The 19661-nt window shown below is 62.9% G+C and carries 20 protein-coding genes and 1 pseudogene; 7 read left to right on the top strand and 14 right to left on the bottom strand.

What is annotated here, in order from left to right; translation table 11 throughout:
- Window positions 1–215: 215 nt before the first annotated feature.
- The 3 genes and pseudogenes from ONR57_RS23495 to ONR57_RS06780 all read right to left on the bottom strand — a co-directional run.
- A pseudogene (locus ONR57_RS23495) lies at window positions 216–308 on the bottom strand (hypothetical protein); the annotation flags it as partial.
- 1966 nt (window positions 309–2274) lie between these two features.
- Complete coding sequence (locus tag ONR57_RS06785; protein WP_265122347.1) at window positions 2275–4224, bottom strand: M48 family metallopeptidase; 1950 nt, start codon at window positions 4222–4224, stop codon at window positions 2275–2277.
- A 3-nt stretch (window positions 4225–4227) separates the two neighbouring features.
- Window positions 4228–4830 carry a LemA family protein gene (locus ONR57_RS06780; RefSeq protein WP_265122346.1) on the bottom strand — a complete coding sequence of 201 codons (603 nt, stop codon included), beginning with the start codon at window positions 4828–4830 and terminating at the stop codon, window positions 4228–4230.
- Between the two features lie 263 nt (window positions 4831–5093).
- On the opposite strand from ONR57_RS06780, the gene ONR57_RS06775 reads away from it, so the two are divergent.
- From ONR57_RS06775 to thpD, 7 genes are all read left to right on the top strand, one after another.
- Window positions 5094–5396, top strand: a complete 303-nt coding sequence (locus ONR57_RS06775) for an urease subunit gamma (protein ID WP_265122345.1) — start codon at window positions 5094–5096, stop codon at window positions 5394–5396.
- A gap of 19 nt (window positions 5397–5415) precedes the next feature.
- Window positions 5416–5727, top strand: coding sequence for an urease subunit beta (locus tag ONR57_RS06770; RefSeq protein WP_265122344.1), 312 nt, complete (start codon window positions 5416–5418; stop codon window positions 5725–5727).
- Window positions 5727–7448, top strand: a complete 1722-nt coding sequence (locus ONR57_RS06765) for an urease subunit alpha (protein WP_265122343.1) — start codon at window positions 5727–5729, stop codon at window positions 7446–7448. The genes ONR57_RS06770 and ONR57_RS06765 overlap by 1 nt, the downstream gene beginning before the upstream one ends.
- Complete coding sequence (locus ONR57_RS06760; protein WP_265122342.1) at window positions 7448–8074, top strand: urease accessory protein UreF; 627 nt, start codon at window positions 7448–7450, stop codon at window positions 8072–8074. The genes ONR57_RS06765 and ONR57_RS06760 overlap by 1 nt, the downstream gene beginning before the upstream one ends.
- 24 nt (window positions 8075–8098) lie before the next feature.
- On the top strand, window positions 8099–8800 hold the full coding sequence (gene ureG / locus ONR57_RS06755) for an urease accessory protein UreG (RefSeq protein WP_265122341.1): 702 nt from the start codon (window positions 8099–8101) through the stop codon (window positions 8798–8800).
- Window positions 8790–9449 (top strand): urease accessory protein UreD, encoded by a 660-nt coding sequence (locus tag ONR57_RS06750; RefSeq protein WP_265122340.1) that lies wholly within the window; start codon window positions 8790–8792, stop codon window positions 9447–9449. Before ureG ends, ONR57_RS06750 begins: the two co-directional genes overlap by 11 nt.
- A 189-nt stretch (window positions 9450–9638) precedes the next feature.
- Window positions 9639–10559, top strand: coding sequence for an ectoine hydroxylase (gene thpD, locus ONR57_RS06745; RefSeq protein ID WP_265122339.1), 921 nt, complete (start codon window positions 9639–9641; stop codon window positions 10557–10559).
- A gap of 44 nt (window positions 10560–10603) precedes the next feature.
- Here thpD and ONR57_RS06740 read toward each other — a convergent pair whose 3' ends face one another.
- The 11 genes from ONR57_RS06740 to ehuD all read right to left on the bottom strand — a co-directional run bounded on the left by ONR57_RS06740 (window position 10604) and on the right by ehuD (window position 19660).
- Window positions 10604–11287 carry an ABC transporter permease gene (locus ONR57_RS06740; RefSeq protein ID WP_265122338.1) on the bottom strand — a complete coding sequence of 228 codons (684 nt, stop codon included), beginning with the start codon at window positions 11285–11287 and terminating at the stop codon, window positions 10604–10606.
- The gene (locus ONR57_RS06735; RefSeq protein ID WP_265122335.1) at window positions 11284–12009 is read right to left on the bottom strand and encodes an ABC transporter permease; all 726 of its coding nucleotides are present in this window, start codon (window positions 12007–12009) and stop codon (window positions 11284–11286) included. The genes ONR57_RS06740 and ONR57_RS06735 overlap by 4 nt, the downstream gene beginning before the upstream one ends.
- Window positions 12006–13115: an ABC transporter ATP-binding protein gene (locus tag ONR57_RS06730; protein ID WP_265122334.1), complete on the bottom strand. Its 1110-nt coding sequence runs from the start codon at window positions 13113–13115 to the stop codon at window positions 12006–12008. The genes ONR57_RS06735 and ONR57_RS06730 overlap by 4 nt, the downstream gene beginning before the upstream one ends.
- Window positions 13112–14014, bottom strand: coding sequence for an ABC transporter substrate-binding protein (locus ONR57_RS06725; protein WP_265122333.1), 903 nt, complete (start codon window positions 14012–14014; stop codon window positions 13112–13114). Before ONR57_RS06725 ends, ONR57_RS06730 begins: the two co-directional genes overlap by 4 nt.
- Before the next feature lie 122 nt (window positions 14015–14136).
- Complete coding sequence (locus tag ONR57_RS06720) at window positions 14137–15147, bottom strand: YdcF family protein (protein WP_265122332.1); 1011 nt, start codon at window positions 15145–15147, stop codon at window positions 14137–14139.
- A 48-nt stretch (window positions 15148–15195) separates the two neighbouring features.
- Window positions 15196–16200, bottom strand: coding sequence for an alpha/beta hydrolase family protein (locus tag ONR57_RS06715; protein ID WP_265122331.1), 1005 nt, complete (start codon window positions 16198–16200; stop codon window positions 15196–15198).
- A gap of 108 nt (window positions 16201–16308) precedes the next feature.
- Window positions 16309–16824, bottom strand: a complete 516-nt coding sequence (locus ONR57_RS06710; RefSeq protein ID WP_265122329.1) for a GNAT family N-acetyltransferase — start codon at window positions 16822–16824, stop codon at window positions 16309–16311.
- Window positions 16825–16877: 53 nt separating this feature from the next.
- Window positions 16878–17966: a ribosome small subunit-dependent GTPase A gene (gene rsgA, locus ONR57_RS06705; protein ID WP_265122328.1), complete on the bottom strand. Its 1089-nt coding sequence runs from the start codon at window positions 17964–17966 to the stop codon at window positions 16878–16880.
- 105 nt (window positions 17967–18071) lie between these two features.
- A complete protein-coding gene (locus tag ONR57_RS06700; protein ID WP_265122327.1) occupies window positions 18072–18227 on the bottom strand; it encodes a hypothetical protein in 156 nt (51 codons plus the stop codon).
- A gap of 13 nt (window positions 18228–18240) precedes the next feature.
- A complete protein-coding gene (ehuA, locus tag ONR57_RS06695; RefSeq protein WP_265122732.1) occupies window positions 18241–19002 on the bottom strand; it encodes an ectoine/hydroxyectoine ABC transporter ATP-binding protein EhuA in 762 nt (253 codons plus the stop codon).
- 10 nt (window positions 19003–19012) lie between these two features.
- The gene (ehuD, locus tag ONR57_RS06690) at window positions 19013–19660 is read right to left on the bottom strand and encodes an ectoine/hydroxyectoine ABC transporter permease subunit EhuD (protein ID WP_265122326.1); all 648 of its coding nucleotides are present in this window, start codon (window positions 19658–19660) and stop codon (window positions 19013–19015) included.
- Between the last annotated feature and the right edge of the window lies 1 nt (window position 19661).

Here is a 19661-nt window from a genome sequence, read left to right as displayed (position 1 = left end):
AACAGGTTCGTGCCGCCTTCGCTGGGCTTCAGCCACACCCACGCGACGCGGCCGCGTGTGCTCGGCATGTGCGTTTGCATTACGTCGCGCCATTCGCGAGCCGTATCGATGATGGCGGTTGCGAATGCTCCGGCGGAGCCACGGACGCGAGTCCAGCGCGGGACGTGTGCCTGCCAATCTTCAGGCAGCCAGACGTCTTGATGCTCGTAACCGAGCGGGTGTGCACCCAGGTTCAGGCCGAAGGTGGGCCACTCGGGCAGTTGGCGATCGAAAAGGTGAACCGGAAAGTTCGATGTCACGCCGCCATCAGAAAGCCATAGTTCTTCTGCGAGCAGCCACGGCTGCCCAGGCGCTGCGGCACCGGCTGGCGGAGTCGGGGAGGTGAACGGCGCAGTGTCCGCGGGAATCGGGTCGCCGTAGTTGTCGCGGACGATCGTCGGTGGCCGCACCCGATACACGCGAACAGCGCGGAAGAGAAACGGCAGCGACATGCTTGCCCGGACGGCGAACACCACTGGCAAATCCCATGGTTCGGCAATGGGCCGCAGCTCCACGGCCGTGTAAGAGCCAGATTCGTCGTTCCACGTGTAATAGAGACCGCCCTGCTCGTTCGGGGGCGCGATGAGTTCGGTGAGGTCATCACCGAAGATCGGGCGCAGGTCCGCTGGGCTCGCGTACAGCTTGCTTCCGATCGACTCCGCAAGCTCACTGTGCTCTGGCAGTGGAAACCGGAAGGGCCGCTGCTGCGAAAGGTCGGTGACCATCAGTTTCAGATTCACCGATCGCAGGAACTCGTCGCGGCTGAGCGCATGCAGCAAATCGGTGCTGTGTGGTCGGGCACCACTCCACAAATCGCCGAACGTTACCGTGCGGTTCTGCCCGGAAAGGCCGCGTAACTGGAGGTCGACCCATTTTACCAAGTGCTTCCCGGTAAGCAGCCCAAAATGGTGATCGGTGCGGAACCCGCGGAACAGGCGGACGGATGCCTCCGCGACCTGGACGGCAAACACCAAGGTACACAGCATAATCGCTGCTCCAACGACAGCCAGCGTCACGAGCAAGCTCGTGCCGGGTACCGCACTGACAACAGTGGCGAGGACACTGAAAATAACTGTGCCGCCAAACGCCGCGAGCAGACCATTCCGGATCGCGCGCCGCGGGAACGGTGAGGGCGTTAGCCCCGCTCGGCGCAGTTCCCAGTAGGCCTCGTCAAGCCCGGACCACGCCCGAGCACGGGCGATGCGTCTTCGGTTGGTGCGCCAGTGCACCATACCGGCGATCGCGGAACCTCCGCCTGCCGCCAGCAGCAGGGTCGCGGCTGCTCCGCCAGCGATGCTCAGCAGAAGCGCCCACCATGGCCGCAGAAGTCCGGCCGGGACCCCCGCGCGGTCAAGCGTAATCGTTGCGAGGATGACGACGAGAAGGGCGAAGGTAAGCCAGATCGGGCCGACGCCGAGAGATCTCAGGACACCGGGGAGCTTGCTGAGTCGCTCACCCCGATTCGCCCAGAAAGCAACGACCCGGAACCACCGCTTATCGGTCGCGATCGTCGCATCCGTGTCTTCAGGACCATCTTCAGGCGCAAAAAGGCTCGCTAGCCGGTGCTCTTCGTCACTGGCAGCGCCCGGTTCGAGTTGAGCGAGCCACTGCGGGATGCTTGCGAGGCCCGCGAAGCCGGGCTGAGGTGCCCCTGGGGGCGGCGGATCGAGGGGCACACCGGCGGTGGCTCGTGTTCGCCCAAGCTCGGCGGCGGCCGCCGCGGCGGCCGCCAGCGCACCAGCGGACGTTCCGCCAACGTTGCGCAGCTTAAAGGAACGCGCTATTTCACACACCGCGAGTGGGTAGACGATGCCAGAGGTGGTGCCGCCTTTCATTGTGACGTCAGCACTGGCGCGGCAGTACGCCTCGTAGTGGCGGCCCATGGCGTCGTCTTCCGGCTGTTCGCGCTGTGCTGCTGCAACCTCACGCCGACTGAGACCAAGCAGCTCGTTCCACTCCGTCCGGCTGTTGCTGAAGTCGGTGAACTGGCGTGGCACCGGAATGTCATACGTGGCGTCGTGCACATACCCCGCAGGCGGCCCGCCACCAAGTTCAGCTCCGGAGTGCTGGATAGGGGCAAGGAGATGCTGCAGCGCCAGCAACGGTTCGATACGCCCGTCCCACACATCGTTTTCGCTACCTGACACGCTGCTGCCTCCACTTCAGCTGAGGGCGAACTGCGCTGTGCCCGTGCGCATTGTGCCACAACGACGCGGAGCTTCGGTCTGCGAAGCCTTACGCTAGCGGCGGCATGGGGCAATGCAAGACGGCGCACACAGTGCGGAGAAGCTCCGCCTCCTCCAAGGTGACGCGTCCGTTGTCCATGACTGTCGTGACGAGTGCCTCGATCAGCTTCGCCTTGTCCTGTCCGTTGAGGCCGTCGACCGCCGGCCACACGTGTTCGAGCGCCAGTATCCCCTCTTGCGGGAGCTCGAACCTAACGTCGTCCCCTGGATACACCACGTTCATGCCTGCGCGAAAAGCCTTTTCAGCAGCACGGGGCTCATCGTTGCCGACTCTCGCGAGCACCGCTAGAAGTGGTGTGACAGCAGCCCGGCTGCTGTGGAGCCGCTGGCCGCTGCCCGACCAGCGCGGCTTGTGGGTGAGCACCTCATGCAATCCGGAGAAAACCAGTGTGCCAAGGCAGTACTCGAACACGCTGACACGGCCGTCCGCGGCGATGAGGTCACTGAGCGTCGCCATGATCTCGCGGATCTGGTCGGGCTCACGGTTTCGCAAGGCCGGAAACGCGATCTCGACAAGCGGAAGCCGCAGGTGGGGATCGAGGTGCTGGAGTTCGCCGCCAGCCTGCCAAGCGGCGTCGGCAAGCTCTCTTCCGTACTTACCCACCAGGATCGCATGCTGCTGGGTGCGGACGTCGTGATCTGCTGACAGGAGCAACCCGTAGATCAGGGGCACAACCGCGCTGGCGTCGTGTGCACGGTCGGCGAAGACGGCAGGTATCTCACCACGGATGCGCTCGCCATGGGTGTACGACGTGGCGTTCGGGTCTCCGATACCCGCTACCACCGCGGCTGGGTCAATTGAAATCGGAGCATTGGCACGCGTCGGCGCCGGTGTGGCCCGAGTCGTGGACTGTTGCGCTCCCCCCGCGGGCATATCGTGTTCGGCGACCAGTCCGAGCTGGGCGTCTTCGCGCAGGCCGGAAGGTGGCTGTGAACGCCACTGCTTGCGCAGTTCCGCGAGATTCTCCGGCTGGAAATCAGGCTCAAGCGTCTGGATGCGCTTGATCAGCGGCGGGTGTGTCGCATACAGGGACGAGAAATTCATGCCTTCACCGAAAAGCATGTGGCTGACGTCCTCAGTCTTCGCGTTGCGCAGCTTCGAGCCGTCATCGAGCCCGCCGATTTTCTTCAGTGCACCCGCGAGCCCCGACGTTTGGCGCGTGAACTGGACTGCGGATGCGTCAGCAAGGTACTCGCGCTGGCGTGAGACCGCCGCTTTGATGAGCCGGCCGAAGAAAACACCGATGAAGCCAGCCAGGAGCGCTACCATGCCGATTAGCGCGATCGGGGCGCCCGAGTTGTTGCTGCTACCGCGCTGCCGACCACCGCCGGAGTACACGAGAATCCGGCCGATGACGGACAGGGCGGTGAGCCCGGCGAGGACACCGATGAGGCGGATGTTGAGTCGCATATCGCCATTGACGATATGGCTGAATTCGTGCGCGATCACGCCCTGGAGTTCATCGCGGTTGAGACGCTCGAGCGCGCCCTGTGTCACCGCGACGGCAGCGTCCGCCGGGGTGTAACCGGCTGCGAAAGCGTTGATGCCCCGTTCGCCGTTCATCACGAAAAGCTCGGGCACAGGCGTGCCCGATGCGATCGCAATCTCTTCAACGACGTTGCGATAGCGGCGCAGATGGGGGTCCGTCGTGTCGTGGGGAACGGGCATCGCGCCCAGTGCTCGTGCGACTTTGCTGCCGCCCCCGCTGCGCAGCGAAGCGGTGCGCACCAGCGAGACACCGCCGATGAAGATCAGCGTGCCAATCGTGACGAGGACCGCAAACATGGCAACCTCGCCGGGTTCGGAGCCTCCGGACACCGACGCCACCACAACAAGCAAATTGGCGAGCGTGACGATCGCGAGGACTGCGACGATGAACAGCACGACGAGCCGCGCTGACGCTCGCCGTACCTCGTTTTGGCGCTCGAAGAAATTCATGCGTCAGAACGAGATGCGCGGCGCCTGACGAGTATCAGGACCTTCAGCTTCGAGCAGCGCTGCCGGCTGGAAATTGAACATGCCAGCGATGATGTTCGAGGGGAAGACCTCGCGCTTGTTGTTGTACGCCATCACTGCATCGTTGTACGCCTGCCGCGCGAAAGCCACGCGGTTTTCGGTGGAGGTGAGCTCCTCGGAGAGCTGCATCATGTTCTGGTTCGCCTTGAGATCTGGGTATGACTCGGTGAGTGCGAACAGCCGGCCGAGTGACTGGGTCAGCGTGTTCTCCGCACCGGCAAGTTCGTTCATCGAGTCCGGATCGCCCGGGTTCTGGCGCGCCGAGTTCTGCGCGGACACCGCCGAGTTGCGTGCGTTGATCACGGCCTCGAGCGTGCTCTGCTCATGCTTCATGTACGCCTTCGCTGTCTCAACCAGGTTGGGAATCAGATCGTGGCGCCGCGTGAGCTGCACGTCGATCTGCGCGAATGCATTTTTGTACCCGTTGCGGCGGGTGACGAGTCCGTTGTAGATGCTGATCACTGCGATGACAGCTATCACCGCAATGATCAAGATAACGACGAGAAGTCCAATGAGAACTCCAGTCACGTGCGACCCCCCTTTGAGGAGTTGGGTTCGGTTGCTGGCGAGCGTGAAGCACACCGGTTTCACGCAGTTCATCCCATCATCGCACAGCAGCCGCATCCGTGGCGGTCGGCGCGTGCGCGGCTCGCCGGTTACAGCGCGGTTAAATGGTCGCAGAAACTGCGCTCAGAGGTGGCGGCACTGTGTGTCACCGCTGCTAACGTCACTCCTGCGCCCCGTGTCCCACGATGCGGTGCCAAGCGCGCGAGGCTGCCCGAGGAGAGTTGATGCGACTGACGCCGCATGAGCAAGAGAGGCTGATGATCAGCTATGCCGCGGAACTGGCCCGCCGCCGGCGTGCGCGCGGATTGAAGCTGAACCATCCGGAAGCGATCGCCATCATCACCGATCATGTTCTCGAGGGTGCCCGTGACGGGCGCACGGTGGCCGAACTCATGTCGTCGGGCCGCGAAGTGCTGAGCCGCGATGATGTCATGGCGGGCGTGCCTGAAATGCTGCATGACGTGCAGGTCGAGGCAACCTTTCCGGACGGCACGAAACTCGTGACCGTGCACCTCCCGATTCGGTGAAGCACCCAGGAGGCAGACGTTGATTCCAGGTGAGATCGTCACAGCAGCGGGTGAACTCAGAATTAATGACAACGCGCAGCGCCGCGAAGTCGATGTGGTGAACTCCGGTGATCGTCCCGTGCAGGTGGGCAGCCACTTCCATTTCGCGCAGGCAAACGGCGCGCTCGAATTCGATCGCACAGCGGCACACGGTCACCGGCTGGACATCCCCGCTGGAACGGCCATCCGTTTCGAGCCTGGCATACGGCACCGAGTTTCGCTGGTGCCGATCGGCGGCACACGCGAGGTCCACGGCTTGAGTCTCACTCCTCCCGGAAAGCTGGATCACTGATGATGCACATAAGCCGCGCGCGCTATGCAGAGTTGTTCGGCCCCACCGTCGGCGACCGGATCCGGCTGGCTGACACGGACCTTTTCGTGGAGGTTGCTGAGGACCGGTGCGGCGGGCCAGGCAAGGCCGGTGATGAGGCTGTCTTCGGTGGCGGCAAGGTGCTGCGGGAGTCAATGGGGCAGGGGCGTGTGACTCGCGCCGAAGGCGCGCCAGATACGGTCATCACCGGTGCGGTGATCGTCGACTACTGGGGTGTCGTCAAGGCTGACGTCGGAATCCGTGACGGTCGCATCGTCGGCATCGGCAAAGCCGGGAATCCCGACACGATGGACGGCGTGGATAGCGCGCTCGTAATCGGTCCCGGCACCGAAATCATTGCGGGAAACGGAAAGATCCTCACCGCAGGCGGCATCGATTGCCATGTCCATTTCATCTGCCCGCAGGTCCTCGAAGAGGGAATCGGCGCGGGCCTCACCACCATGATCGGCGGGGGGACAGGGCCCGCGGAAGGGAGTAAGGCCACCACGGTCACACCTGGCGGATGGCATCTGGCACGAATGCTCGAAGCGCTTGATGGCTTCCCGATGAACATTTCGCTTCTCGGCAAAGGCAACACTGTGAGCGAGGACGCGATTTGGGAGCAGATCCGCGCCGGTGCGTCCGGGCTGAAGCTGCATGAGGACTGGGGGTCGACGCCCGCGGCGATCGACACCTGTCTGCGGGTAGCCGATGCCTCAGGTATTCAGGTTGCGCTGCACTCGGACACGCTGAATGAAGCGGGCTACGTCGAGTCGACGCTGGAAGCCATCCAGGGACGCAGCATTCACGCGTATCACACCGAAGGCGCGGGCGGTGGACATGCGCCTGACATCATCACCGTTGCGGCGTACCCGAATGTTCTCCCAAGCTCAACCAACCCAACCCGTCCGCACACCGTGAACACTGTTGACGAGCATCTGGACATGTTGATGGTGTGCCATCACCTGAGCCCGTCAATACCCGAGGATCTCGCGTTCGCGGAAAGCCGCATCCGGCCATCGACGATCGCCGCGGAAGATTTGCTGCATGACATCGGCGCAATCTCCATGATCGGCAGTGACTCGCAGGCGATGGGACGAGTCGGTGAAGTCATCATGCGGACCTGGCAGACCGCGCACATGATGAAGAAACGGCGCGGCTCACTGCCTGGTGACGGCGCTGCAGACAACCAGCGGGTGCAGCGGTACGTCGCGAAGTACACCATCTGTCCGGCGGTTGCGCACGGCCTCGACGGTGAAATCGGCTCGGTCGAGATCGGTAAACTAGCCGACCTTGTGCTGTGGGAACCAGCGTTCTTCGGGGTGCGGCCACACGCGGTGGTGAAGGGGGGTGCGATCGCCTGGGCAGCGATGGGTGATGCCAACGCGTCGATACCGACGCCGCAACCCTCTCTGCCACGTCCCATGTTCGGTGCGGCACCGAAGTTAGCGGCTGCGTCTTCGCTGCACTTCGTTGCCCCGGTCGCGCTGGAGGATGGGCTCGCGGATCGCCTGAATTGCGATCGCCGCCTCGTCGCCGTCAAGGACACTCGGACCATCGGCAAGGCACAAATGCCGCTCAACGATGCCGTCCCGCGAATCGAGGTCGACCCGGACACCTTCACTGTGAAGATCGATGGTGACGTGTGGGAGGAGCAGCCTGCAACGGAGCTTCCGATGGCGCAGCGATACTTTCTGTTCTGATGCTCACGAATCTGCTTGCGCTGGCCGACTCCAGGCTCCCCATCGGCGGGCACGTGCATTCTGGCGGGGCTGAAGAAGCGGTGACTACCGGGCTCGTCCGTGACATAAGCACGCTTGAGGCGTTTCTTGTCCGGCGCATTCGCACAAGCGGGGTGGTCACCGCGTCGATCGCAGCAGCGGTGTGCGACGGAATGAGCATTGCGCAGGCTGAGATCGAGACGGACGCGAGAACGCCGGCGCCGGCGGCCCGGGACGCATCCCGGATTCAGGGGCGAGGGTTTCTGCGGCTGGCGAAAACAGTCTGGCCGCAACATGACTGGAGCGGGTTTTCTTCGCGGCCGCATCTGCCCGTGATCGCTGGTGCGGTGGGCCGCACATGCGGCCTTTCCGCTCGTGACACCGCGCTCGCTGTCGTATATACCGCGATGACGGGCGCGGCCACCGCGGCGCAGCGGCTCTTGGCACTCGACCCGGGGCATGTCGCGCGCCTCACCTTCGAGCTTGCCCCGTTGTGCGACGAGGCCGCGGATCGCGCCGCAACCGGTCTGCACAGCCTTTCTGACCCATTGTTCGATCTGCTGGCGCAGCGGCACGTTTTGCGTGACATGCCGCTGTTCGTTTCGTGAAAGGGATGATTGACCGTGCCTCCAATGCCCCCGCATCTCCTCGATGGAGAACCACACACGCACGCTGATCGACCCGTGCGTGAGCGCAAAGCAGGCGAGCCTGTCCGGATCGGCATCGGCGGTCCCGTGGGGTCAGGGAAGACTGCTCTGGTGGCGTGCTTGTGCCGGGAATTGCGTGACGAACTCTCGCTCGCCGTGCTGACGAACGACATCTACACCACCGAGGACGCAGACTTTCTGCGCCGCAACGCGGTCCTGCCCGATGATCGGATCACGGCCGTCAAAACGGGCGGCTGCCCACACACCGCGATTCGCGACGACATCACCGCGAATCTCGATGCGATCGATGATCTAATCGATGCGAATCCGCCGCTCGACCTCATCCTTGTCGAATCTGGCGGTGACAATCTGACCGCGACGTTCTCGGCTGGTTTGATCGACGTGCAAATATTCGTTGTCGACGTCGCGGGTGGTGACAAGGTGCCACGGAAAGGTGGCCCAGGCGTGACGTACTCAGACTTGCTGGTGATCAACAAGACAGATCTCGCGCCGATGGTGGGCGCTGATCTATCGGTGATGCAACGCGACGCTGCGAAAGTTCGTGAGGGCCGTCCGACGGTCTTTACGTCGCTGACGCAAGATCCCGCTGCGACGCCTGTGCTCGCGTGGGTGCGCGAGCAGATTCAGGAGTTCACAGCAGGGTCTGCGGGAGTACATGCGCACTGAACTCGTCCTCGAAGCAGAGCGGGGCCGCCTGCCCCGCATCAGTTCAGCTGGCGGTCTGGCTGCCCGCCTCACCGCGCCGGACACGGTGCACTTGATCGGCACGGCGATGACACCGCTGGGTGGTGACCAGATCGATGTCCGAGTGTTCGTCGGCCCGGGCGCGCGCCTTACCGTCCGTTCGGTTGCTGCAACCATTGCGCTGCCTGGTCGTGTTGACCCGCATTCGGCCTCGAAATGGGTGTTTGAGATCGCCGACGACGGGTATTTCGACTGCGAGCCAGAGCCCATGATCGTGGCCGGCCGGGCGTCGCACGACGCGGTGACGGATGTTTCCCTCACCGCGTCGTCCACGGTTCGCCTATGCGAGCGGGTGCAGGTTGGACGTGCGGGAGAGCGCGAGCAAGGGTTCTGGCGCGGCACACTCAGCACGACGGTGGATAAGACCCCACTCGTGGTGCACACCCTGGAGTTGGGCCAGGGTGACGTGCTTGGTGTGTCGCGTGCGCTTATCAGTGAACTGGAATACCCGGGTGCGGAGGAGGTGGTCTTCGACGACACCGCTGGTGGCAATGGCGTGTGTGTGCCGCTGGCGCGGGGCGGAGCGCTGAGGACCTGGCTCGGTACCGAACTCGTCCACGCACCGCATTAAAAACCCCGTTAATGTATGTGAGCCACACCACTGTTAGCTGCCGATTTTGGCGCTGCGCGTAACGAGCGAATCCCGGATGTCACCTCTGCGAGTTTTCCCGGTGACACTTACTGCGTTACCGTGGATGCGTCCGACTAATAGATGCGCCCGCGGCTGCCGCCGTGGGCCTGATTTAGGAGGGTGTGGTATATGACAACCGCTCAGAACGCAATTGGGGATCTTTATCCCTCGCGGCTATCGGCCGCGGCGGCGTCGTTCCCTCGCCGCCATCCCACTACCTGGGGAAGCACCTCAGGGCCGTTTAGCGCGGACGCGCTCGACAAGTACGACGCGAAGGGCTTTCACATCGAAGAGGGCCTGCTGACCCCGGCGCAGATACAGCATTGCTGGTCCGAGGTGGAGCGTCTTTCCGCTGATCCCGAGCTTGCGAAGACCGAACTGATTGTGCGGGAACGCCGTTCCGACACAGTTCGTTCGATCTTCGCGGTGCACGAGGTGAGCCCGCTTATTGCGCAACTGGTGCGCACCCCCCGAATCCTTGACCGCGCGCGCCAGATCCTCGGCTCCGATGTATATATTCACCAGAGCCGTATCAATTGCATGCCAGGTTTCGCCGGTACGGGTTTTTACTGGCACTCAGACTTTGAAACGTGGCATGCTGAGGATGGAATGCCAGTTCCGCGTGCAGTGAGTTTATCAATCGCTCTGACCGACAATTATGCTTTTAATGGCGGCCTGATGCTGATGCCAGGTGCACACAAAACATTTGTGCCCTGCGTGGGAGAAACCCCGGACGAAAACTATAAATCGTCGCTGCAAGAACAGCGGATCGGTGTTCCGGCGGAAGCGGCCATAACTGAACTCGCATACGAGTTCGGCATCGAGCAGTTCACGGGCCCGGCAGGCAGTGCGCTGTTCTTCGACTCGAATTCGATGCACGGGTCGTCGAACAACATCACGCCGTACCCGCGCGCGAATATCTTCCTGGTCTTCAACAGCGTTGATAACTCGCTCGAGCAGCCGTACGCCGGTACCAAGCCGAGGCCGAACCACCTTGGCAGCCGCGATTACACACCGCTATCGCCAGTAGCGGACTCACCCTTCGCGTGATCTGATCGGGGCCGAGGGCCGGTCACTGGTAACTTTGCGAGTTGTCAGTGACCGGCCTTCGTGTCTCCCCGAAGCCCGGGGGAGACCAGGAGACGCCGCAGCGCAGCGAACACACCGAGAACTACAAGGGCCGCGAGCGCAGCAAGCGCACCGCCGCCCACGACGAGCGTGAAATCCCTGCGGGCAAGACCATCGACGATCAAACGGCCGACACCACCAAAACTCACGGCCGCGGCTATCGTCGCGGTGGCCACAATTTGAACCGCGGCAGTTCGCATTCCGACAAGGATGAACGGCAGTGCGGTGGGCAATTCTGCACGTGTCAGTACCTGCCAGCCCGTCATTCCCATACCGCGCGCGGCGTCAGTGAGCGCTGGGCTCACCGCGCGGATTCCCTCGTAGGTGTTCAGCAGTATTGGCGGCACGGCGAGTGCGACGAGCGGAATGAGCACCGGAACAAGCCCAATGCCCATAAGGACCACAAGCAGCACCAGCACGCCGTAGGTGGGCAGTGCCCGCGCGGCATTTGCCAGCGCAGTCAGGGTCGTCCCACCGCGCCCCGAATGCCCGGCGGCCAGCCCCAGGGGGAACGCAAGCAGCACCGAAAGCACTAGCGCCAGCACCGTGTAATACGCGTGCTGGGCCAGCCGGTTCGGTATCCCGTCGGTGCCGCGCCAGTTCGCCGGATCGCCGAAGAAGTCGGTTAGGTAGAACCAAAGTGTCGTCATCTGGCCGCCTCCTCCGCTGGTTCGGTGCGAGTGGCACGCCGCAGTGCTCGCAGCGGCGTGCGGCGCGCGAACGGCGCCCTTCCAGACTGACTGGACGCTGCTCGGGTCCAGGGGGTAGCGAGCCACTGGATGGTCAGCAGCGCCAGATCGATGACCAGCGCCATGATGATGGTGATGACGATGCCCGTCACTGCGAGTTCATACCGGTCGAGTTGCGCTGCCGCAGTAAACAACGACCCGAAAGCGCCCATCCCGATCAGGGCACCGACACTGACCATGCTGATGTTGGCGACCGTTGCGACTCGCAGTCCGGCCATCACCGCGGGCAGCGCGATCGGCAGCTCGATGGTCAGCAGTTGCCGCTGGGGACGCATCCCCATAGCCGTGGCCGCTTGCCGCACGTCAGTAGGTACCGACCGCAAGCCGTCAGTGACGTTCGGAATCAGTCCGGACAGTGTGTACAGCGACAGGGGGATGATCACCGTGGTAGGCGTGATCCCCGTAAAGGCGATGAGCAGAACGAAAAATGCCAGTGACGGAATTGAATACAGCACGCTCGCAACGGCGAGGACTGGTGGGTACAGGCGTGGCCACCGTACACATGCGAGTCCAGCGGGAAGTGAGATGACCAGACCCAGCAGTGACGCGGTAAGCGCCATGTACAGGTGCTGGCCCAAAAGCTCGCCGAACGAACCGAGGTAGCTGGGGATCGAGAACGTCACGGTTCCGCCTGAACCGCGCTGCCGGCGTGGGCTTCGCGAATATGCTGGGCGATCAGTTCCTGACTGATGACACCCAGGACCCGCTGATCGCCGTCTAGAGCGACTGCGTAGCCCGACGGGGACAGCACTGCGGAGTCGAGCGCTGCACGCAACGAGTCAGTTTGCGGGGTGAAGCCATGGCCGATGCTGAGCAGCTCCGCTCGCGGAACTTCCTGGTGCTGACGTCCGCGCAGCCAGCCGAGTGGTTTGTTGTTCTCGTCGGTGAGGAGAGTCCAGTGGCCGTCACGGACCGTTTTGAGCCTTTCGTGGTCAGTGGCCGCGATGACGTTGTCTGTGCGCAGCGGCAGTCCGCCGGCACTGAAGAATGACAGGAGGCGGACGCCACGGTCGAGGCCGAGAAATTCGGCGACGAAACCATCGGCAGGCGCGGTGAGCAGCTCGGCCGGGGGAGCATACTGGGCGAGTCGGCCGCCTGGGCGCATAACGGCCACCCGGTCGCCGAGCGTGATCGCCTCGTCGATGTCATGCGTGACAAGAACGATCGTTTTGCTGATCTCGGATTGCAGGCGCAACAGTTCTTGTTGCAGGTCTTTCCGGACCACAGGGTCCACAGCGGAGAACGGCTCATCCATGAGCAGCACGGGCGGGTCCGCGGCGAGCGCGCGGGCAACACCGACGCGCTGCTGTTGCCCACCCGAAAGCTGTGCAGGGTACCGTTTTCCGAATTCCTGTCCCAGACCAACCCGTTCGAGCAGTTCGGATGCACGCGCGCGGGCCTGCCTCCGTGGCACCCCGAGTAGCCGTGGCACTGTTGCGACGTTGTCGATGACCGTCCGGTGCGGAAAGAGACCGGCGTGCTGAATGACGTAACCGATACCGCGGCGCAATTCGTGAGGATCGCGCGAGCGCACGTCGTGACCGTGCAGCCGAATATGTCCGGAGGTGGGGTCAATCATCCTGTTGATCATGCGCAGGGAGGTCGTTTTGCCGCATCCGGAAGGTCCGACAAAGACCGTGAGCGACCCCTCGGGCACCTCAAGTGTCAAGTTGTCCACTGCGGTAGTCCCGTCAGGGTACCGCTTGGAGACCTCCGTGAACGAGATCATCGGCTTCCGGTTTCCAGCCACTCCCGGGCCACATCGTCCACATCGCGACGTTCTGTCACAACCTGGCTCAGCAGCTCAGTGAGCACTTCGGTTGTGAGGCGCGCGGAGACGTCGTTGAGTACGGCGATGCTCTGCTCGTCAAGGGCACCCGAACCGGCGAGGGGAGTGACGTTCTGCGAACCGAACACTGCTTCTGGATCGTCGAGCGCAACGAACGGCCGGGTGGTTAGCGACGGATCCGTGGAATAGATGTTGGCGACGTCGATATCACCGCGTTCCAATGCGCTGATCGTCAGCGGGCCGGAATTGTCGGTGGGAACGAATTCGTCAAAAACCACGCCGTAGTATTCCTCGAGACCAAGAAGCCCTTGCTGCCGATCACGAAACTCGGGTGCCGCGCCCACGCGCATTTCGCCGGCGACGGGAGCGAGGTCTTCGATTGACTGCAAGTCGAATTCGTCCGCGGTCTGCTGTGTCACAACAAGCGAGTCTTTGTTCTCTGCGGGCGCTGAATCGAGGATCGTCAGTCCCTCGGGCAGGGCGGCAGCGAGTGCTTCGTTGATCGCGTCGGTAGTGCGGGCGTCGCTACCATCGTCGAGGTAGGCGAGCAGTGCGCCGTTGTACTCGGGCAGCACAGAGATCGCGCCGCGTTCGATTTGGCCGTAGTAAATCTCCCGGCTGCCGATATTGTACTGCCGCCGCACGGTAGCACCCTCAGCTTCGAGGGCTTGGGCGTAAATTTCGGCGAGAAGAACATTCTCCGGGAAGTTTGCAGAACCGACCACGATCTCTCCCGCTTGCCCGCCGTTGGCGAGCGGGTCGTCTGGTTCCCCTCCGCACGCGGACACCACGACAGCGGTTGCGGCGAGAACAGCGGCTAGACGGCCAATACGTTTCATGGCGTGAACTCCTCGACGGCGAGCAGGCTGGTGGTACTGACCTTATTCGGGATGCCGCGGGATCGCTTGGGACTCAGCCGTTTCGTTAATATTCGCGTTGCGTGCAGCGCAGCCGCACCGGACTACGTGGCTATCAACTGCTCACTCACTGCATACAGCAGTGGCGGCAGGGCGCCGAGCACCACGCAGGCGGTGATCGTGATCCCTCGATACTGAACCATCAGTGCAGCGAACTCGCGCAGAAACGCGCTCGGCAAGTAGTAGCGCGCAGTTGGCGCGCCGGTGACGTGTGCGTTGAGCTTCTGGTGGCGTGACAAGACCGCCGCGCGCAACACGTGGTAGTTGCTTGTGACGATTAACACGTTGCCCTGGATGCCAGCCTTCTCCAGTAGGGCGGCGCTGAATTCGAGGTTCTCGGCAGTCGAGCTCGAGCGCGTTTCCGTGATGATGTCCGGTTCGGGAATGCCTCGGCTATGGAGGTATGCCGCCATAGCATCAGCTTCCGGAAGCGGCTCGTCTGGTCCCTGACCACCAGACGTAACGATAACCGGGGCGGGTCCCGTGGCGCGCTGCCGCGCGTGCAAGTCCCGTGCGCGGTCGAGCCGATTTGCGAGCAGGGGCGGTACAGCCCCGTCTATCAGACCGGCTCCTAGCACGATGATTGCCGACGGGTGATTCCGCAGCGGCAGGCTGCTGTACACCCACGCGTACAGCAGGAAGCACGTGAATGCGGCACCGAAGTATCCGGCGATTAACGTAACTGAGATTGCGGTGACTGTAAGGGGAGTCGCACCAGTTGCGAGCGCAAAGATTCCGGCTCCGGGAACACCAAAAAGTGCGATGCCCGCGAGGAGCGAAAGGCTGTTACCAGCAGACACGCCTTCACGGCGAATCATCACGACGCCGTTTGCGACGAGGAACGCCGCGAGCGCGAGAACCAGCAGCGGCGAAATCAGGATGGTGAGGCCGATGAGTGCAGGAATGACGGTGTGCGACTCGCCGGTCATCGCCCACAGCGCGGCAAGGAGTAACGCGAACATGAGGTAGATGCCGTTGCTTAAGCGTCGCGGCTCGCGCAGGACGCGTATTGTGAAAACGCCCGCCAGCACGAGTGCGAAGATCAGAAAGATCACGACGCAACGTTAGCCGGAATTGCCGTTCGCAGAGTCAGGCGCTCAGCGTCAGGCACCGATTGCGGGCCCGATGACGCGCCACGAGTCACGCATTTGCTGCTCGAACAACCCCCACGTGTGCGCGCCGTTCGCTTGGTGTGCCAGTGTGGCCGGGATGCTCAGCGAATCGAGTCGTGCTTTGAACGCCAGCGAACAGAGGTTTGTTGCGAACTCGACGGCGCCTGGCCCCAGTGTTTGCCCGATTACCGCGAGTCCGGTGACGCCATCGGCCGGGCCGGGAATTCCGCTCGCCGCTGCGAGGTAAATTGCCTTGCCGCGCAGCCGCTCGGCGTTGACAAACGGATCATTGGCGACCCATGCGGGGTCACCGGGCGCGCCGAAGGCATTGACCACATTTCCGCCGCCGAACGCGACCACAGCTGCGTTCGCCGCGATTCCTTCCGGCGAGCTTGTCCGGGCGCAGCCGCTGTATGACGCGACGGCCTGGTAGCGGTGGGGCGCCTGAATCGCGAGATTGAGTGCGGACGCTGCGCTGAGGGAAAGGCCGCCGACCGCGTTGCGACCTGTGGAGGGGAATGCGTTGTCAATAGCGATTGGCAGCTCGGCGGTCATGTAGGTCTGCCATTTGTTGACTCCGAGTATGGGGTCAGGAAGCCGCCAGTCCGTGTACATGCTGTACCGCCCGCCGACAGGACTGACGACCTTAACGTGCTTGTTGTGAAAGAAGTCGCGGAGGCGGGTGCTCTGGAACCAGCTCTTGCCCTCCTGCCCTCCATCAACGCCGTTGAGCAGATAGAGCGTGGGGCTTGGGGCGCCCTGGTTCTCCGGCAGGTAAACCTCGTTGGGTATTACGCGATTCATTGACGGCGAGTAAACATGCACAATCGCGAAGCGGTCACTGATGCGGTCAATGCGGTCGACCCGCGGGCCGGTCTGGGCGCCCGCCGGGGCCACCGCAAGAACCGAAAGAATAAGGAGGAACAGGGCGCAAAGGATGATCAGGGCGCGTGGCACCTGCGTTGGCAATGCTTCTGCCCGTTGAGACTCGTTCACGCGTGTTCCTCCATAGTGGGCCACTAAAGACGGTTAACAACGATGCCCGAGATCGTACGAGTATGTTGCCGTTCAAGGTCACAAAGTAGCGAAGGTTGTGGGCGTTACTCAGATGTCGCCGAACGCCGCCGCGTACTGGATGACGCCACTGGGCAGAGGTTCGTCGTCCAGGCTCAGGACCATGAGTGCCTCATCGGGCACCGGAAGCTTCATAGTGATTCCGTGAATGCTGGCACGTGTGAACCCAAACCGCGGATAGTAGCCAGGGTGTCCCAGTACGGTGACGACGTGCTCACCCATCGCCCTAGCGGCGTCGAGGGCCCCGCGGATCGCGGCTGATCCGGCCCCGGTCTTCTGGTACTGCGGCAGCACGGCGCAGGGCGCCAGGCATAGTGCCGGGACAGCGCCGATGTGGGCCCGGGTGAGCAGCGCGTGCCCCACGAGTACGCCGGTGTCGCTGACAGCGACACGAGACAGTCCGTGGATCCAGGCTGGGCTCTGGCGCAGTGTGTCCACAAGGTCCGCCTCTTCAGCGGTATCGAACGCGGCGAGGTTGATCTCACGGATCGTGGCGATATCAGAGCTGGTTTCGGCTCGTGTAGTCCAATTGCTACGAGTGCGCATGGAGATGCTTCCTTTGACTGTGATGATGGCGGCCGAGTGAGCCGCTTGCAGTATCAGTGTTGCTGGCGTTCGCGGAACCGGTAGCTCGCACGCTGCTCCCGCGCGATAGCCTTATCCGACTTGCGGCGTTTGTTTGCCTGTCGGGCGTCACCGCGACTGGCGGCCCATTCGCTTTCGCGCTGCAGTTTGCGGTATCGGTCGAGCCGCGCTGGTTCCAGTTCGCCCGCTGTGATCGCTCCTTGCACGGCGCAGCCGGGTTCGCCGCGGTGTTCACAGTCCCTGAACTTGCAGTCGTGCGCATAAGCCTCAATGTCGGCGTAAACCTGCGCGATGCCCTCCTCGACTGCGTGTACACCGATGCCGCGCAGGCCGGGGGTGTCGATAAGCACGCCCCCACCAGGTAACACCAGCAGTTCGCGATGCACGGTGGTGTGGCGGCCCTTGCCGTCGACAGCGCGAACCTCACTGGTGTTGAGGTGCTCTCGCCCCAGCAGGGCGTTGGCCAGGCTCGATTTTCCGACACCGGACGGACCAAGCAGCACCGCGGTCCCCGTTACAACTGCGGCCAGCCGCTCGAGCCCCGCGCCGGTCGTCACACTGGTGGTGAGGATGTCTACGTGGTGCGCGACGGCTGAGACTGCCGCCTCGCCCACACCGGGATGTTCTGCCAGGTCGGCTTTGGTCAACACGACGACCGGTCGGGCACCACTGTCGTAGGCCAATGCCAGCAAGCGCTCGATCCGGCCTGCCCTCACGGGCGCCGCCAGCGACACCACGATCAGTACGGTGTCGACATTTGCCGCTAGTACCTGTTGATGCGAGGTTCGATCGGACGAAGCGCGCGTAATTAAAGTGCGCCGGGGAAGCAGCGCCGCTAACTGCGGTGGTGCACCGAGGTGCAGCGCGGCCCAGTCACCGGTGCACACGACGTGCTCGCGGTCGACAGTGTTCATCGCGCTGCTATTGGCGCGCACGAGACCGAATTCGGTGAGGGTGTCACAGCGTCCGCGGTCGACGCGCACGATTCGGGCCGGTATCAATCCGGCGGCGGCGTATGGGGCGAACAGCGCCGCAAACTGCTCATCCCAGCCGAGCTCAGAGAGGCGTGGCGAAGACGGCGAAGAAGTGTGAGGTGAATGCACGGTGAGAGCCTTTGGTGAGGGAGCCCCGCTCGAACACCGAGTACACCAGCTGCATTCCCGCCACGAGCGATAGCTCGTGGCGAATGAGGTCGGCCAGTACCGGGTTTAGACCGGGGCCCGGGATGTGAGGATGATCCGGGCGCTGCGAACGACAGCGATCTTCACCGCAACCATCAATTCACCTCCGATTCTTTCGGCCTCGAGGCCAGAATCGAATTTAACACCAGGCGGACCGTCCTGCCAGCGTATTTCCGCACTCACCGGTGCCAGCAGATCAGTGACTGATCACCGCTTGCAGAAATGACTTCGTGCGCGCGTTGTGGGGGTTGGTGAAGATCTGCTCGGGGCTGCCCTCTTCGATGATCTTCCCCTTATCGAACATGAGAATCCGATCTGACACATCCCGGGCGAACTGCATCTCGTGGGTCACGATGAGCATGGTGATGTTCGTGTGGTGTGCGATCTCGCGCAGCACGTTCAGCACGCCGACCACCAATTCAGGGTCGAGCGCAGACGTCACCTCGTCGAGCAAAAGAATGTCGGGATCCATCGCGAGTGCTCGTGCGATCGCGACACGCTGCTGCTGACCGCCCGAAAGCTGTGACGGGTGCGCGTTCTCCTTCTCCGCGAGACCCACCATCTCGAGCAATGTGCGACCGCGCTCGACTGCCTCCGACTTGCTCCGCCCCAGCACGTGCACAGGCGCTTCAGTGAGGTTCTCGATCACGGTCATGTTCGGAAACAGATTGAAATGCTGAAAAACCATTCCGATTCGACGGCGGGCCTGGCGCAGATACTTCTCACTCGCAGGGACGAGTTCACCCTTCTTATGCTCATGCGAGAACGGCTCGTCGTTGACCCAGATAACACCTTCATTGATTTTTTCCAGCGTCATGAGCAGCCGCAGAATGGTTGTCTTGCCCGACCCACTGGGGCCGATGAGCGTGACCTTCTCGCCGCGGTCGACTGTGAAGTTCAGGTGGTCGAGAACGACATTGTCCCCGAACTGCTTCACCACGTCCTCGAAGCGGATCATGGGGCGCTCGTCAGGCTGGCTGTGTGGCATAACGATTCTCCAGTCTGCGGATGAAGTAGGCGGTTACCAGGCTTGCGATCAGGAAGATGACACCCGCAATGGTGATGGGTTCGGTGTAGCGGAAGGTCTGGCCGCCGTATTGCTGCGCGCGCGTCACCATTTCTGCGACGAAGATGAAGAACAGGAATGGCGTGTCCTTGAACATGGACACGGCATAGTTACCGAGGGACGGAATGATCTTCCGGATGGCTTGGGGAAGGATGATCGCGCGCCACGTTCGCGCCGGAGGGAGCGACAGCGCGCGGGCGGCCTCCCACTGGCCCTTCGGCACGTCCTCAATGCCGGCGCGGTACACCTCGGCCATGTACGCCGAATAATGGACGCCGAGCACAATGATGCCGACTTGCAGTCCGGTGACATTGGGCGGCACCGCGTAGAAGACGAAAAGCAGCTGCACCACCAGCGGCGTGAGCCGGATGAACTCCATCACCGCGTACAACGGCCAGCTGAGCCATCGCGGCAGCGCGATTCTCAGCACGGCGACGATCAGGCCCAGGGCCGCGGCGATGGCGAAGCCAAGCACGGTCGCGAGCAGGGTAATGCGGAAACCTTCGAGCAGGACAGGCAGCGAGTCCCATGCGTGTTGCCAGCTCCACATG

Source organism: Hoyosella sp. YIM 151337, from assembly GCF_026041215.1.
Taxonomy (GTDB): domain Bacteria; phylum Actinomycetota; class Actinomycetes; order Mycobacteriales; family Mycobacteriaceae; genus Hoyosella.
The sequence above is the reverse complement of the archived record's forward strand: the minus strand, read 5'-3'. Positions and strand labels throughout refer to the sequence as shown.